The following is a 15,142-nucleotide window of genomic DNA, read 5'->3' as shown; positions in this document are numbered from 1 at the left end:
GCGTCTGATGCCGATCCCCGACCGGCTTGTGGGCCGGCTATCGCTTCCGGCCATATCGGCGCCGATGTTCCTGGTCTCGGGGCCCGACCTGGTGGTCGAGACCTGCCGGTCGGGCGTGATCGGCTCGTTTCCCGCGCTGAACCAGCGCAGCTCGGACGGCTATGCCGACTGGCTACAGGAAATCCCCGAGCGGCTTGCCGCGTTCGAGGGGCAAGCCGGGCCGGTGGCGCCCTATGCCGTGAACCTCGTGGTGCATCGCTCGAACCCCCGGCTGGAGGCCGATCTGAAGATCACGGTCGATCACGAGGTGCCGCTGGTCATCACGTCGCTGGGCGCGAACGAGGAGGTGGTGCAGGCGGTGCATGGCTATGGCGGGCTGGTGTTTCACGATGTCATCAACCTGCGGCATGCGCGCAAGGCGGCGGAGGCCGGGGTGGACGGGATCATCGCCGTCTGCTCGGGTGCGGGCGGTCATGCCAGCACGCTCAGCGCCTTCGCGCTGGTGCCGGAGATCCGCCGGATCTTCGACGGCACGATCATCCTTGGCGGGGCGATTTCCACCGGCGCGCAGATCGCGGCGGCGCAGTTGCTGGGGGCCGACATGGCCTATATCGGCACGCGGTTCCTGGCGACGCGCGAGAGCCTGGCCTTCGAGGCGCAGAAGGAGATGGTACGCACGGCCGTGGCCGAGGATATCGTCTATACGCCCGCGATCAGCGGCGTGAACGGCAATTTCCTGGCGCAGAGCCTGCGACAGGCGGGGCTGGACCCGGAGGTGCCGCCCGACAAGCTGGATTTCGGGACGACGGACGCGAAGGCGTGGAAAGACGTGTGGGCCGCCGGACAGGGGGTCGGCAGCATCCACGACGTGCCCGGGGCGGCCGAGCTGGTGGCAAGGCTGCGGGACGAGTACCGGGCGGCGATCGAGGGGATACGGTAGCGCCCTGCCCTGCCCTGCGCTGGCGGTTCGATCAGTTCGGCTTGGCGGTCTGCCGGGGCCTGTTGCGGCGGAAGAGCCGGTCGGTGACCGTCTTTCCGGCCTGGGCCAGACCCTTGGGCATGAAGACGACGAAGACGACCAGCGCCAGCCCGAGGACGAGGTTGCGGGCGTCGCCCATCTCCTTGGAAAGCTCGACGACGATCATGATCGACCCGGTGCCGATCAGGGGCCCCCATGTCGAGCCCAAGCCGCCGACCACGACCATCGCGAGCACGAACATCAGGGTCGAGAATTCGAACAGGCTTGGCCCGGCGAAGCGGAAATGCGCGGCGTAGACCCCGCCCACCAGCCCGGTGAGGAAGGCGGTGATGACGAAGGCCGCGATCTGGTATTTCTTGCGGTCAATCCCGCGGCTGCTGGCATAGCCGACATTGTCGCGGATCGCCCTGAAGGCCAGGCCGAGCCGCCCGTGGATCACCACCACCACGACCAGCACGGTGATCGCGAAGGCGGCAAGGACGATGTAGTAGTTGCCGAGGATCCAGTTGCCCTTGAGGAGCGGCCGGAAGCCGAAATCGTCGAAGCGCGAGAAGCCGGTGGCGCCGCCGAAGAGCTGCTGGCAGTTGTTGGCGACGAGGGTGAAACAGGCGGTGTCGGTGATGATCAGCACGTGGATCATCTCGGCAATCGCATAGGTCAGCAGGGCGACATAGGCCCCGGTCAGCCGCAGGCAGGCCATGCCCACGACCAGTGCCAGCGCCGCGGTGGCCAGCGCCGCCACGGGGATGGCTGCCCAGACCGACATGCCGGTGAAGGTCACGCCCATCGCCATCCCGTAGGCGCCGACGGCGACGAACAACATCTGCGCGAGCGAGAAGACCCCGGCGTGCCCCATCAGGACGTTCCAGTTCATAGCCACCATGGCCCAGATGAAGAAGATGATCACCTCGCCCAGCAGGTAGCGCTCGGTCAGGACCAGCGGCAGGGCGGCGAAGGCCGCGATCACCGCGAGGCCGATCAGCAGATGCCGTTGCAGCGTGGTCATAGCCGCACCACCCTTTCCTTGCCGAAGAGACCCAGCGGCCGCCATATCAGCACGAGGATCACCAGCATCAACATCGTCGGGAAGCCGAAGCGCACGCCGAAGTAGAAGCCGATGGCGGATTCGATCAGGGCGAGGCCGAAGGCGCAGAGGCCCGCCCCCCAGACGTTGCCGAGACCGGCCACGACACAGATGACGAAGGCCTTGAGCAGCGGGTCGCCCCCCATCTGTGGCGAGAGCGTCGCCAGCGTCGAGATCATCAGCCCGGCCACGCCGGCCAGGGCGCCGGCCAGCGCCATGACCTGCAGGTAGATGGTGTTGGTGCGCACGCCCATCAGGCGCGCGGCGTCGCGGTTCATCGCCGTGGCGCGGATGGCGCGGCCGAATTTCGTTTTCAGCAGCAGCCACGCCACCGCCCCGATGCACAGCAGGGCCACGCCCATGATGATGGCCGCCTGGTAGGTGATGCTGACACCGCCGAGAAAGAAGCTGCCCTCGACCCGGACCGGCTGGGGGTAGGGATAGCCGCCGTAGACCTTCAGCACGAGATCCTCGAGCAGGATGGCCAGCCCCGCCGTCGCGACGAGGATGTTGGTCTCGAACTCGCGCGAGGTCAGCATGAACCGCACGATCAGCAGGTGGGTCAGGATGCCCACGATCGCGCCGGCGACCATCGCCGCCGGGATCGCCAGGGCCAGCGGGATGCCGACCGAGGAGGCGAGCGAGAAGACGGCATAGGCGCCCAGCGTCATGAACATGCCATGCGCCATGTTGAACATGCCCAGCGTGCCGTAGATCAGCGACAGGCCGACCGCGGCGAGGGCGTACATCGAGCCCATCGTCAGCCCGGTGACCAGGATCTGGATCGCGATTTCCACCTCAATGCCCTCCGAGATAGGTTTTCAGGATGTCGCCGGAGCGGCGGGCCTCGTCGGTCGTGCCGGACCAGGCCATGCGGCCGGCATCCATCAGGCACATCCGGTCGGCGAACCCCATCAGGCGGCTCGGGTTTTCCTCGACCACCAGGAAGGAGCGGCCTTCGGCGCGCAGGGCGCCGAGCGCCTCGTAGATCTGTTCGATCAGCAGCGGCGCGAGGCCCAGCGAGGGCTCGTCGAGCATGATGAGCTTTGCGTCGGCCATCAGCCCGCGCCCGATGCCGACCATGCGGCGTTCGCCGCCCGAGAGCGAGCTGGCATACTGGTTGCGGCGGTCCTTCAGCTTGGGGAACAGCGTGAACACCTTCTCGAACCGTTCGGCGACAATGGCGCCGTCGTTGACGAGGTAGGCCCCCATCAGCAGGTTCTCCTCGACCGTCATGTCGGCGAAGAGCTGGTCGCCCTGCGGCACGTGGATGAGGCCGGCCTCGACCCGGGCGTGGACGCTGGCGTTTTCCATCCGGTGGCCGGCGAACTCGAACGTGCCGCTGCGGCAGGGCAGGAAGCCCGAGAGGGTATGCAGGAAGGTCGTCTTGCCGTGGCCGTTTGGGCCGATCACGGCCAGCACCTCGCCCTCGGCCACCTGGGCCGAGACGCCGTGCAGGACGGGGCGGTTCAGGTAGCCTGCCACGATGTCGGTGGCGGTCAGAAGCGCGCTCATGCCGGCACCTCGAGCCCGGCCGAGCCGAGATAGACCTCGGTCACCGTCGGATCGGAGCTCAGCCCCTGCGGCGTGCCGTCATAGATGATCCGGCCCTGGTGCATGATCATGGCGCGCCCGGCGACGGCCATCAGGAAATGCATCACGTGCTCGATGAAGATCAGTGTCAGGCCCTGGTCCTTGAGCTGCAGCATCAGGGCGATGAACTCCTCGATCTCGGGCGGGGTAAGGCCGCCGACGGGTTCGTCGAGCAGAAGGATATCCGGTTCGTTGACCATCGCCGTGGCGACCATCAGCTTCTTGCGGGCGAGGACGGGGATGCCGGCCACGCGGTCATCGGCGATATCCGCCAGCCCGATATCGGCCAGCACCGCGCGCGCCGCCTCGCGGTCGGCGCGGCGGGTCAGCAGGAGGCCGCCGGCGCTGCGGCGGCCGAAGACCTGTGCGGCAAGGACGTTTTCGTAGACTGTCAGGTCATCGAAGCCCGGATTGAGCTGGAACGTGCGCGACAGGCCCTTGCGGCAAAGGTCGTGCGGGGCGGTGCCGGCGATGTCCTGGCCCATGTAGCGGATGGTGCCCTCGGACATCGGGGTCAGGCCGCTGATGAGGTCGAAGAACGTCGTCTTGCCGGCCCCGTTCGGCCCGCCGATGCCGACGACTTCGCCGACACCGACGGTAAAATCCACACGGTCGACCGCCACCAGGGCGCCGAAGCGTTTGGTGACGCCCCGGCACTCCAGTGCATTTGCCTGCCGGTCGGACATGCAGGTCAGCCCTGCATCCACGGCGGCATCTGGAAGGCGCCCTGCTCGTAGGGCCAGGGTGCGATCAGCACGCCATCCTTCGCCTTGTCCTGGATCTGGCTGACGACATGCGGCATGCCCAGCGACGGGTCGTTGACTTCGGACGGGTAGGACCAGGCGGATTGCGTGTCGGGATGCAGGCGCAGGGTGCCCATGGGCCCGCGGAAGATCAGCGACCGCAGCCGGTCGGCCACACGCCGGTTCTGCTCTTCCTCGTAGGGGCCGCCGACACCGCCGGCCAGCGCGGCCGCGACGGCATAGGCGTGCAGGCCGGTATAGGTCTGGCCGCCGCCGTTGGGCGAGGCGTTCTCGCCGAAGCGCGCCTTGTAGGCGTCGGCGAAGGCCATGCCGATCTCGTCCTGCAGCGCGCCGATGACGGTGGCGTAGGTGACGCCCACCGAGTTGTCGCCCGCGATGTCGCGGAACGCGGCCAGCGACGCACCGTACTGCATGTAGATCAGGCTGTCGGTGGGGTCGGTCATGAACTGGTTCATGAACTGCGCCTGGTCGGAGGTGTAGAAATGCGTGACCGCGATCACCGCCGGCGGATCGGCCCGCAGCTTGGCCAGTGTCGGGCCCCAATCGGTGACCGGAACCTTGACCGTCTCGTAGAGCGAGACCTCGTAGCCGAATTCCGCCGCGTGGTCGTTCAGGGCGTTGGCGATGTTGACCGAGTAGGTACCGGGCCCGGTGACGATGGCCAGTTTCTTGTTCGGGCGCTTGAAGGTGCCGGCCGCCTCGATATCGGCGAGGAATTTCAGCAGGCCGGTGCCATAGACCGTTTCGGGCGGGTCGTACTGGAACACGCCCCAATAGCGCTCGGGGTCGGATTTGATCAGCTCGTCATGGACGGCAACTGTGTTGGTATGCATCGCGACGACGCCGCCATCGGCGGCGACGTCGTGCAGCGCCGTGCCGGTCTCGAGGTTGTAGCCGGCGATCAGCGCGCTGGCATTGTCGCGGTCGAGCAGGCGCTGGCAGGCCTGGATGACCACGTCGTCGCCCTTGCTTTCGGTGTCGACGAAGACGGGCTGGACGGGTCGGCCGAGGATACCGCCCATTTCGTTGATCTCGTCGGCGGCCATCTCGATCCCGCGGCGGAACTCGATCCCGTCGGCGGCGACGATGCCGGTCAGGGGGGCCGGGCAGCCGATCACGATCGGCTCGCCCTCCTGGGCCTGGGCGGCACTGTTGAGCCCGGCCAGCATGGCGGTCGAGCCGGCCACGGCGCCGGCCCCGCGCAGGAAGGTACGGCGGGACGGGTTGATCGGGGGTATCTTGGGCTTTGTCATTTATGTCATTCCTCTCTGTTGGTTTTTATTGGAAGAACGCGTCGTTGACGGTCTTCACGAGCTTCTCTTGATCCGGGGTGAGGGATTGGCCGCCATACTGGGCGATGAAGTCGGCGAAAGGATCCTCGAACCGCACATTCGTTTCCGACAGTGCCTCCAGCACGGCCACCCCGCAATAGGGGACGTAGACGGCGGAATAGCCGCCCTCGTGGGTGACGATGATCCGGCCCTTGGCGTGGCGGTCGGCCACCTCCATCAGGCGCTCGGTCATCCAGGCGTAGTCGCGCGATTCCAGCATCTGCATCCCGAGCGGGTCGAGCGCGCAGGAGTCGAACCCGCTGGGAATGACGATAAGTTCGGGCTTGAAGGCCTCGAGCGCCGGCAGGACCAGCTTTTCGAAGGCATGGCGGTAGGCGCCGCTGCCCGAGCCGGGCGGCAGGGGGATGTTGAGGTTGGCGCCCTTGCCCGCGCCCTCGCCCGTGGCGGCCAGGGCGCCGGAATTGGGCGGATAGAGATTATCCTGGTGCAGGGAGATGGTGAGGACCGAGGGGTCGTCGTAGAAGATTTTCTCGGTGCCGTTGCCGTGATGGACATCCCAGTCGATGGTGGCGACCCGCTCGACGCCGTGCGCCTTCTGGGCGTGCTTCACGCCGATGGCGGCGTTGGCGAAGATGCAGAACCCCATCGCCTTTTCAGGCTCGGCGTGGTGTCCGGGCGGACGGCACAGGACGTAACCGTTGTCCCATTCGCCGGTCATCACCTTGTCGACCGCGGCCACGACGCCGCCCACCGCGAGCCGCGCGATATCGAGCGTGGCGCGGCCGCCGGGCGTGAGCTCTCCCATGTCGCCGCCGCCGCCGGAGCAGACCGAGGCGATATGGTCAATGTGGCTTTGCGGGTGGACGAGGCGGATCACCTCGTCGGAGGCCGGTTGCGGGCGAAGGGCATGCAGGCGCGGCGCGAGGTCGAGCGCCTCGACCAGGCCGTGCATCCGGCGCTTGGTCTCGGGGTTCTCGACATGCACCCCCGGTTGAAGGGTCAGACCCGGCTCGAGAAAGCCGCACCAGTTCTGGGTGTCATGCCAGTAGTACAATTCGGACGTGACCCACCCGGTGCGTCGCGCACATTTCGTATCGGAATGAAACTGCATTTGACCCTCCTTGCTGGCTCGAGTGTCCCCGGATGAAAGGGGGATTCAAATACCACCACGTTGGTATTGTTTGAGGGATTTTCGGGCATACGGTGGTAGGCTGGCAGGGGCCGCAATCCGGTATCGAGGGGGAAATGGCGCATTGGACAAGACCGGGGAATACGAGTTCCTGAACGATCTGGTGAGGCTCGAAACGCTCGAGTCGCTGAAGCGGCCGCTGGAGGAATACCTCGGGAAAACCTTCAATTCGCAGACCGTCACGATCATCCGATTCCTGCGGGAAGGGCCGCCGGTCACGCTTCAGGCCTATATCCCGGACACCGCGCTGAGCCGGCTGTTCGAGGCCGAGTATGCACGTATCGGATACATGCTCGACCCGTTCTGGATCATGGCGTTCGGTCCGGCCGAATTCACCGCGTACCAGCTTCGCGAGATTGCCCCGGACCGTTTCGAGACCAGCGAATACCACGCGCATTACTATGCACGGACCGGCCTGATCGACGAGCTGGGCGCCACGCTTCGCCTGGGGGCGGATGCCGCGCTGCATCTTTCCCTCGGGCGGACCCGCGACCACGGGCGGTTTCGCGCGAACGAACTGCGCTATTTCCGGCAATTGTCGCCGATCATCCTGAACCGGCTGCGCGTCATCACGCACCCGCCGCGGCGGATACCGGAACTGCACAGCGCGCCCGACCTGATCGACCGTTACCAGAGCATTTTCGCCAATGGCGCCAATGCCTTGTCGCGACGCGAGGCGGAGATTGCCGCGCTGATCGTGCAGGGCCATTCCAGCCGGGCGGCCGGCCTTTGCCTCGGGATCTCGGACCAGACGGTCAAGGTGCACCGGCGCAACATCTACAAGAAGCTGCGGATCTCGTCGCAGAACGAGCTGTTCTCGTTGCTGGTCGAGAGCATGAAAGGAGACTGACATGCGGTATCTGGCGACGGATGTTGGCGGAACCTTTACCGACATGGTGCTGGTCGACGGGCTGACGGGCCGCCACTATGTCGACAAGGTGCCGTCGGGGGCGCGGGGCACCGCGGCGCCCATCGCGGCGGGGATCCGGCAGATCCTTGCGCAGGCGGGGCTGGAGGCGGGCGATATCGACCTATTCGTGCACGGGTTCACGGTGTCGACCAATGCCCTGCTGACGGGCGCGGGGGCGGAGGCCGCGCTGGTCACGACCACCGGTTTCCGTGATGTGCTCGAGGTGCGCAACCAGTTGCGGCCGAAGCTTTATTCCCTGACCGCGCCGCAGGTGGCCCCGGTGATACCCCGCAACCGGGTGTTCGAGGTCGACGGGCGAATCGACGCCTTCGGGAGCGTCGTCTCGGACATGACGCAGGCGGGTCTCGATGCGCTGGTCGAGGAAGTGGCCGCGGCGGATCCCGAGTCGGTCGCCGTCTGCCTGGCCTTCGCGCATCTCAACCCGGAGCACGAACTGCGCCTGGCCAAGGCGCTGCGGGCGCGTCTGCCGGAGACGGCCATCTACCTGTCGCACGAGGTCAACCCGCAGATCGAGGAGTGGCCGCGCGCCAACACGACGGCCATCGCGGCCTATGTGGGGCCGATCGTGGACCGCTACCTGACCCAACTCGAGGCCACGCTGGAGGGGGAACGCCTGACCGCGCCGTTGCGCATCATGCGCAGCGATGGCGGCGTGGCGACGCCGGCCTCGGCCCGCATCAACCCCGCGCATACGCTATTGTCCGGCCCGGCCGGAGGCGTGGTCGCCGCGGGTGCGCTGATCGCCGAGCTTGGCATTTCCGACGCCATCACCTTCGACATGGGCGGAACCTCTGCCGATTTCTCGGTCATCGTCGATGGCGAGGCGCGGATGGTGGGGGACCGGCTGATCGCCAGCCAGCCGCTGCGCCTGCCGACGCTGGATGTTGAGACGATTTCGGCGGGGGGCGGATCGGTCGGGTGGATCGACATGGGCGGCGCGCTTCGTGTCGGGCCGCAGTCCGCCGGGTCGGTGCCGGGCCCGGCCTGCTATCCCGAGGGCGGGGCGGACCCCACGGTGACGGATGCCGCCGTGGTCATGGGGCTGCTCGATCCGGACTATTACCTCGGCGGGCGGATCACGCTTGACGCGGCTGCCGCCCATAACGCGATCAGGACAACGTTGGCCGATCCGCTGGGCCTGAGCGTGGAAGAGGCGGCGCTGGGGATCGTGCGTATCGCCACGGCCGGGATGGCGCAGGCCATCCGGACGCTCTGTGTCGACCGGGGGGTGGATCCGCGTCGGCTGTGGCTGGTGGGGTTCGGCGGGGCGGGCCCTCTGTTCTCGGGGTTCCTTGCGCAGGCGCTGGACATGCGGGGCATCATCGTGCCGGCGCATCCCGGCGTGTTCGCGGCAGAGGGGTTGCTGATGAGCGATATCCGTCACGCGCTGCAGGCCCCCGCCCACGGCGTGCTGACCGACCCGGCCGCGGCGGAAGCCTTCGTTGCGGCCGCGGGCCGGCTGAAGGCCGAGGCAGACGAGATGCTGGCCCAGGACGGCATGCCGGGGGATCGCCGCAGTTTCCGCTGTTTCGCCGGTTTGCGCTATGTCGGGCAGTTTCACGAGCTTCAGGTCGAGATTTCGGGCGAGATGCTGGACAGCTGGGATCCGGACGCCGTCGCCGCGCAGTTTCACGCCCGGCACGAACGGATGTACGGGCATGCGTCGCCCAACAGCCCGGTCGAGCTCGTGTCGTTGCAGATCGACGCGATGGGGCGGATCGACAAGCCGGACGCGACGGAGGACGCCGCGCCGGCCAGACCCGACACGCAGGAGGCGGAGCGGACGCGGCCGATCCTTTTCGACAGCGAGGCGGGATTTGTCGAGGCACGGATCGTCGACCGCGCGTCACTCGGGCCGGGCGACACTGTGGCGGGCCCGGCGGTGATCACGCAGCTCGATTCCACCGTCATCGTCGCGCCCGGCAGCGTGGCGCGCGTCGCCGCGCGCAACACCATACTGATCGAGAGGAAGGCCGCGTCATGAGGAGCGAGATTGACGTCATCAGCCGGGATGTCTTTCAGTACGAGGCGGTCAGCGTGGCCGAGGAAATGTCGATGGCGCTGAAGAAATCGGCCTATTCCTCGATCATCTGGGACATGCTCGACTATGCCTGCGGGGTGCTGGACACCGAGGGCAACACCATCGCCCAGGCCGAGACGATCCCGGCGCAGCTGGGGATCATGCCGACGGCGGTGAAGCGGATGTTCGAGAAGATCCCCCTTGCCGAGTGGCACGAGGGCGACGTCATCATCTGCAACGATCCCTATTTCGGCTGCACCCATACGCTGGATATCCTGCTGTTCAGCCCCGTCTTCCATGACGGCGAGATCATCGCCATCGCCGCCACCGTGGCGCATCATATCGACCTTGGCGGCAAGGTGCCGGGCACCGAGGCCGCCGACGCGGTCGAGATCTACGAGGAAGGGCTGCGCTTTCCGCCGCTGAAGCTGATCGACCGCGGCGCACCGAACGAGACGATTTTCGAGCTGATCCGCAAGAACGTGCGCGACCCCGAGGCCTGTGCCGGCGACCTGCGTGCGCAGATCGCCAGTTGCCGGACCGGAGAGCGGCGGATGCGCGACCTGTGTGCGCGCTACGGCGCGGACAGGCTGCGGGCGCTGATGGGTGCGGGGCTGGAATATGGCGAGACCTATATGCGCAACGCGCTGGTTCAGGCCGAAGTTACCGAGAGCACGGCAACGATCCTGATCGAGGACGATGTGACCACGGAAGAGCCGATGAAGCTGGTCGTTTCGGTGCGTGTCGAGGACGACCGGAGCCTGACGGTGGATTTCACCGGCACGTCCGGGCAGCGGGCGCACGGGATAAACTGCCCCGTCGCCTCGACCATCGGGATGACCTATTACGCCGCCAAGGTGATCTTTTCGCCCGATCTCATGCAGAATGAAGGCTGCAACCGCCCGCTCAACATCATCGTCCCGGAGGGGTGTTTCCTGAACCCGAAGGAGCCGGCGGCGGTGTCTGTCCGGCATCTCAGCCAGCTGGCGGTGGCCGACGCGGTGCTGAAGGCGCTGGCGCCGATGATGCCGGGCAATGCCGCGGCGGGTTGCCAGATCTCGTTTCCGACATTCACCGCCGGTGGAGTGGATGACCGCCCCGGCCCGCGCGACCGGGCCAATGCCGCGCCCTACTTCCTGATCTGCGACATCATCAGCGGCGGGATGGGCGGCCATGACGGGGGCGACGGGCTGAGCGCGATCGACAATCACGGCGGCCATTGCGCGATCCTTTCGGCCGAGGTCATGGAGGCGATGAGCCCCCTGCGGGTGCTGGAGACCCGGCTGGTTCCGGGGTCGGGCGGGGCGGGAAAATGGCGGGGCGGGCTGGCGCTCATGCGGCGGTACGAGGTGTTGTGCGATACGCTCACCCTGTCGGGATATGTGCAGCAGACGCGGCCCGAAACGGCCGCCTGGGGGTATGACGGGGGAGAGGCCGGGCGCCCGGCCTCGGCCCGGCTGTTCCCGAAGGATGGCGAGACACGGGAGCTTGGCAGCAAGTTCGTGGGGCTTCGGCTGAGGCGCGGCGACGTGGTCGAGCTGACGGGAAGCGGTGGCGGCGGATGGGGCGACCCGGGTGAGCGCAACCGCGACGCGGACGCGTTCGACAGGGCGATGGGCTATACCGGCGGGGCGGCGGCTGACGTCAGGCGCTTTCCGATATGAGAGGCGGGGCGTAGGCGCCGGCCTTGGAGGTCTTGAGCCCCGCCCGGACCAGCGCTTCGACGAATCCCACCGCGCAGCTGATCCCGTCGATGACCGGAACCCCGAACCTTTCGCCCAGGCGGGCGCGCATGTCGGACATGCCCGCGCAGCCCAGGACGATGCAGTCGGCCATATCGCGTTCGATCGCGCGTTCCACCTTCGCGGTGATCAACCGCTCGGCATCGGCCCGGCCATGCTCGAGATCCAGCACGGGCACGTTGCTGGCGCGGACGGAGGCACAGCGGGCCATCAGCCCATAGCGCGTCAGGTTCGCCTCGAGCCCCGGCACCGAGCGCGGCAAGGTGGTGACCACGGAAAACCGGGCCGAGATCAGGCTGGCCGCGTGGTAGGCCGCCTCGCCGATGCCGATCACCGGCACGTCGAGCATCGCCCTGAGCGCGTCGACGCCGGTGTCGTCGAAACAGGCCACGATCAGCGCGTCAATATCCGGGTATCGCGCGGCCTCTGACAGCAGGCCGGGCAGGCAGGCGGCGATGTCGTAGTGGCCCTGGATGCTGGCCGGCCCGTGCGCCGGGTTGCTGGCGACGATCGTGGTTCCGTCGCACGCGGCGGCGCGGGCCACGGCGGCGATTTCCCGTGTCATCGACGCGGTCGAATTGGGGTTCACGACATGGATCTTCATGACCGGCTCCCTGCCCGCTCTCCGGGCTGCCAGGGGTTGCCCTCGGACGGGTCGAAGCGGCTTGCCCCCCACATCCCCGCGGGCTCTTCTATCAGGCCGGCCAGCCCCGTCCGCTCCAGCGCGCGGGTCAGTTCCGCCTGCGCGGCGTCGAGCACGGCGCCCATGTCCATCGTCAGCACGCGGCGGTTTTCCATCACCAGACGGCCATCGCTGACCACCGTGTCGACATCCGCGGCGGTGGCGAAATGCGTAAGCCGCGTCAGCGGCATGTTGGCCGGGTAGAGATGCGGCTTGCGCATGTCGACCAGCACGATATCCGCCTTCTTGCCCGTCTCGAGCGAACCCAGCTCGGCCCCCAGCCCCAGCGCCTCGGCCGCGTCGATCGTCGCCATTTCCAGCACCTTGCCGGGCGGCATCCAGGCCGGGTCGGCAAAGTGGCGGCGGTGGTAAAGCATCGCCTGCTTCATGTGCCGGAACATGTCGAACCCGCGATCCGGCGCGCCGGCGTCAGAGCCCAGCACGACGCGGATCCCTTCGTCGATCAGTTCCGGGGCCGGACAGCGGCCATAGATCGACATGATGGCGGTCGGGTTGTGAACGATGCTGGCGCCGGTCTCCCGCAGCGCGGCGAAATCGGCGTCGGTCAGGTCGACGCTGTGCGACAGAAGGGCGAAGGGCCCCAGCGTGCCCAGCTCCTGCGCCAGGGCGATGGTGCCGTCGCGGTGGCCGTCCTGCGTGTAGATCACCCCGTGGCGGGCGCGTAGGTCGGCCACGGCCTCCGACATCTCGCGGATCGCCTTCGCGTCACCCGCCTCCTCCATATGATGCGCGTGGTAGACCGGCATGATCAGCGCGATCCCGGTGCGCCTGTCGAGCACTCCGTCATGGCGGCGGATCAGGTCCTCGCACACCTCCATCTGGCGCTCGAAACTCAGGGCAACGTCACGGGCTTCGTTCCCCTCGTATACCTTGTAGGGCTTCGGAAAGGGAGGCCGCCCCGGCCCCACGGCCAGCACCGTGCGCAGTCCGGATGCGGTGGTCGCGGCGCAATGGGCATCGCCGAATGCCGGGTCGTCGGTGCGATAGATATCTGCCCCGCCCCCCAGCAATGTCAGGTTCGTCGTCACCCCCGCCATCAGCCGCTCGAGCTGCGCCAGCTCCGCCTCGGCGCGCCAGAAATCGACGGTCGAGCCGCGGGCATAGATCTCCTCGCAGGCGGCGAACCAGGCGCCGGTGTTGCCCGCCCCGAGCGACCGGACCAGCCCGTGCCCGGCATGGGAATGGCTGTCGATCAGCCCTGGAATCGCGGCCATGCCGCGCCCGTCGATCACCTTCTCCGCCGTGGCGTGCTGTGACGGCAGGTCGGCAACGGGGCCGACATGGACGATCCGGTCACCGTCCACGGCAATCGCCGCGTCCTCGATCACCCGGCGCCCGGCATCCACCGTCACGGCGGTCACGTTGCGGATCAGCAGGTCGGTCATGTCACAGCCCTCCGGAGCGGGTAACTTGAGGAAAAGATATCGGACAGCGGCGGATGGCCATGCGTCCGGTCGGGATACTGTTGGACCAGCCCGTCGAACTGGGCCTGTGCCCGGGCCTGCATCGCCGCCTCGTCGACCCCCGGGATCACGCCGTCGCGCATCACCACGCGCCCGTCGATCACCACGGTGCGCACGTCGCGGCCCGAGCCGTTGAGCATCAGCGTCTGGATCGGGTCGATCACCTGCCCCATCGCCGGGTCGTCGAGCCCGATCACCGTGATGTCGGCGCGGGCCCCCGGCTCCAGCCGGCCAAGATCGGACCGGCCCAGCGCCTTGGCCCCGCCCAGCGTCGCGGCGTCGTACATGTCCTCCGACCGCAGCACCTGAGCGCGGCCGGCGGCCATCCGGCCCATCATCAGCCCGACCTGCATGTTCAGGATCATGTCGGGCGGATGCGTGTCGGTGCCCATGCCGATGGTCAGGCCGGCGTCGCGATAGGTGGCGAAATCGTCGAGCGCCAGCCCGCCCCGCGCCATCACCAGCGGGCAATGTGCAAGGCTGGCGCCGGCATCGGCGAGGATCTGAAGGTCGGGCGCCTCATGGGTGATGCCATTGCGCCCGGAAATCACGGTCAGGTGCGGCAGGATGCTCCGCTCGGACAGGAAGCCAAGGCTGGCCAGCCATTCCGGCGGGCTCTTCCCGCGGAGGCGCAGAACGCTTTCATATTCGAAAACCGATTGGCAGCAATGCAGCCGCACCGGCACGCCCAGATCGTCGGCGGCGGCGGCTGTCCGGCGCAGCAGTTCCTCGGTGCAGGTCTCGATCCGGTCGGGCGCCAGCATCGTCCGGATCAGCCCCCCGGCCCGCCCCTCGTGTTCCTGGCAGAACGCCTGAGCCGCCTTCAGCCCTTCAAGCCCACGCGCCTCGTCGAAGTGGAAATCGATCCGCCCGCCATCGTTGACGAAAGTATTCCCCGTCCGATAGGCCGGGCCGAGATAGACCCGCAGCCCGAGTTCCTCTGCCGCGTCCGCGGCGGCGGAAAACTCCTCCGGCGTCTCGCCCCACTCGCGGTAGAAGAGCGACGCGATCGGCAGCGCGGTGGTGATCCCGTTGCGGATGAGCCGGGCAAAGGCATAGCGCTTCTGCCACGCCAGTTCCTCGGGCGTGTACATCTCCCGCGGTCCGGCACGCAAATAGCTTGCGGGCCAGACGCGGCCCTTCTTCCACGCCGGCTGGTTGTCGAAGCCAAGCACGGTCGTATCGAGGTCGGACAGCGCATCGAGGTCGATGAAGCCGGGGCCGAGCACGGCGTCGCCACAGTCGATCCGCCGGGCCACCTCGCCGGGGAAATCATGCCCGACAAAACTGATCCGCCCGCCCTCGAACGCCACTTCGCCGTTCTCGAACAGCACGTGCCGCCCGTTTTTGTGCCCGACGACCCAGCGGGCGGTCATCAGGGT

At 67.6% G+C, this 15,142-nt stretch carries 13 protein-coding genes; 4 read left to right on the top strand and 9 right to left on the bottom strand.

What is annotated here, in order from left to right:
* Positions 1-7 precede the first annotated feature (7 nt).
* Positions 8-940: an NAD(P)H-dependent flavin oxidoreductase gene (locus tag ACO07J_RS03825; RefSeq protein WP_422026481.1), complete on the top strand. Its 933-nt coding sequence runs from the start codon at positions 8-10 to the stop codon at positions 938-940.
* A 31-nt stretch (positions 941-971) separates the two neighbouring features.
* Here the strand turns inward: ACO07J_RS03825 and ACO07J_RS03820 are convergent, their stop codons facing one another.
* The 6 genes from ACO07J_RS03820 to ACO07J_RS03795 are packed head-to-tail and all read right to left on the bottom strand — an operon-like array spanning position 972 to position 6,823.
* Complete coding sequence (locus ACO07J_RS03820; RefSeq protein WP_422026479.1) at positions 972-1,985, bottom strand: branched-chain amino acid ABC transporter permease; 1,014 nt, start codon at positions 1,983-1,985, stop codon at positions 972-974.
* Positions 1,982-2,860, bottom strand: a complete 879-nt coding sequence (locus tag ACO07J_RS03815) for a branched-chain amino acid ABC transporter permease (protein ID WP_422026477.1) — start codon at positions 2,858-2,860, stop codon at positions 1,982-1,984. Before ACO07J_RS03815 ends, ACO07J_RS03820 begins: the two co-directional genes overlap by 4 nt.
* A gap of 1 nt (position 2,861) precedes the next feature.
* The gene (locus tag ACO07J_RS03810; protein WP_422026475.1) at positions 2,862-3,578 is read right to left on the bottom strand and encodes an ABC transporter ATP-binding protein; all 717 of its coding nucleotides are present in this window, start codon (positions 3,576-3,578) and stop codon (positions 2,862-2,864) included.
* Entirely contained in the window at positions 3,575-4,363 is a 789-nt protein-coding gene (locus tag ACO07J_RS03805) for an ABC transporter ATP-binding protein (protein ID WP_422026473.1), read from the bottom strand. The genes ACO07J_RS03810 and ACO07J_RS03805 overlap by 4 nt, the downstream gene beginning before the upstream one ends.
* Positions 4,348-5,673 carry an ABC transporter substrate-binding protein gene (locus tag ACO07J_RS03800; RefSeq protein WP_422026471.1) on the bottom strand — a complete coding sequence of 442 codons (1,326 nt, stop codon included), beginning with the start codon at positions 5,671-5,673 and terminating at the stop codon, positions 4,348-4,350. The genes ACO07J_RS03805 and ACO07J_RS03800 overlap by 16 nt, the downstream gene beginning before the upstream one ends.
* Before the next feature lie 25 nt (positions 5,674-5,698).
* On the bottom strand, positions 5,699-6,823 hold the full coding sequence (locus ACO07J_RS03795) for a class II histone deacetylase (protein ID WP_422026469.1): 1,125 nt from the start codon (positions 6,821-6,823) through the stop codon (positions 5,699-5,701).
* Positions 6,824-6,965: 142 nt separating this feature from the next.
* On the opposite strand from ACO07J_RS03795, the gene ACO07J_RS03790 reads away from it, so the two are divergent.
* The 3 genes from ACO07J_RS03790 to ACO07J_RS03780 are packed head-to-tail and all read left to right on the top strand — an operon-like array spanning position 6,966 to position 11,516.
* A complete protein-coding gene (locus ACO07J_RS03790) occupies positions 6,966-7,751 on the top strand; it encodes a helix-turn-helix transcriptional regulator (RefSeq protein ID WP_422026467.1) in 786 nt (261 codons plus the stop codon).
* A gap of 1 nt (position 7,752) precedes the next feature.
* Positions 7,753-9,816, top strand: coding sequence for a hydantoinase/oxoprolinase family protein (locus tag ACO07J_RS03785; RefSeq protein ID WP_422026465.1), 2,064 nt, complete (start codon positions 7,753-7,755; stop codon positions 9,814-9,816).
* Positions 9,813-11,516 carry a hydantoinase B/oxoprolinase family protein gene (locus tag ACO07J_RS03780; protein ID WP_422026463.1) on the top strand — a complete coding sequence of 568 codons (1,704 nt, stop codon included), beginning with the start codon at positions 9,813-9,815 and terminating at the stop codon, positions 11,514-11,516. The genes ACO07J_RS03785 and ACO07J_RS03780 overlap by 4 nt, the downstream gene beginning before the upstream one ends.
* Here the strand turns inward: ACO07J_RS03780 and ACO07J_RS03775 are convergent.
* Genes ACO07J_RS03775 through ACO07J_RS03765 form a run of 3 tightly spaced genes read right to left on the bottom strand, consistent with a single transcriptional unit; the run spans position 11,497 to position 15,136 of the window.
* A complete protein-coding gene (locus ACO07J_RS03775; protein WP_422026461.1) occupies positions 11,497-12,198 on the bottom strand; it encodes an aspartate/glutamate racemase family protein in 702 nt (233 codons plus the stop codon). The genes ACO07J_RS03780 and ACO07J_RS03775 overlap by 20 nt on opposite strands.
* Positions 12,195-13,682 carry an amidohydrolase family protein gene (locus tag ACO07J_RS03770; protein ID WP_422026459.1) on the bottom strand — a complete coding sequence of 496 codons (1,488 nt, stop codon included), beginning with the start codon at positions 13,680-13,682 and terminating at the stop codon, positions 12,195-12,197. The genes ACO07J_RS03775 and ACO07J_RS03770 overlap by 4 nt, the downstream gene beginning before the upstream one ends.
* Positions 13,679-15,136, bottom strand: a complete 1,458-nt coding sequence (locus tag ACO07J_RS03765; RefSeq protein ID WP_422026457.1) for an amidohydrolase family protein — start codon at positions 15,134-15,136, stop codon at positions 13,679-13,681. The genes ACO07J_RS03770 and ACO07J_RS03765 overlap by 4 nt, the downstream gene beginning before the upstream one ends.
* Between the last annotated feature and the right edge of the window lie 6 nt (positions 15,137-15,142).

Origin of the sequence: Roseovarius sp., assembly GCF_965228755.1 — a bacterium.
In the GTDB taxonomy this organism is placed as follows: domain Bacteria; phylum Pseudomonadota; class Alphaproteobacteria; order Rhodobacterales; family Rhodobacteraceae; genus Roseovarius.
Note: the sequence above shows the minus strand (reverse complement) of the source record. Positions and strands in the feature narration are given on the sequence as shown.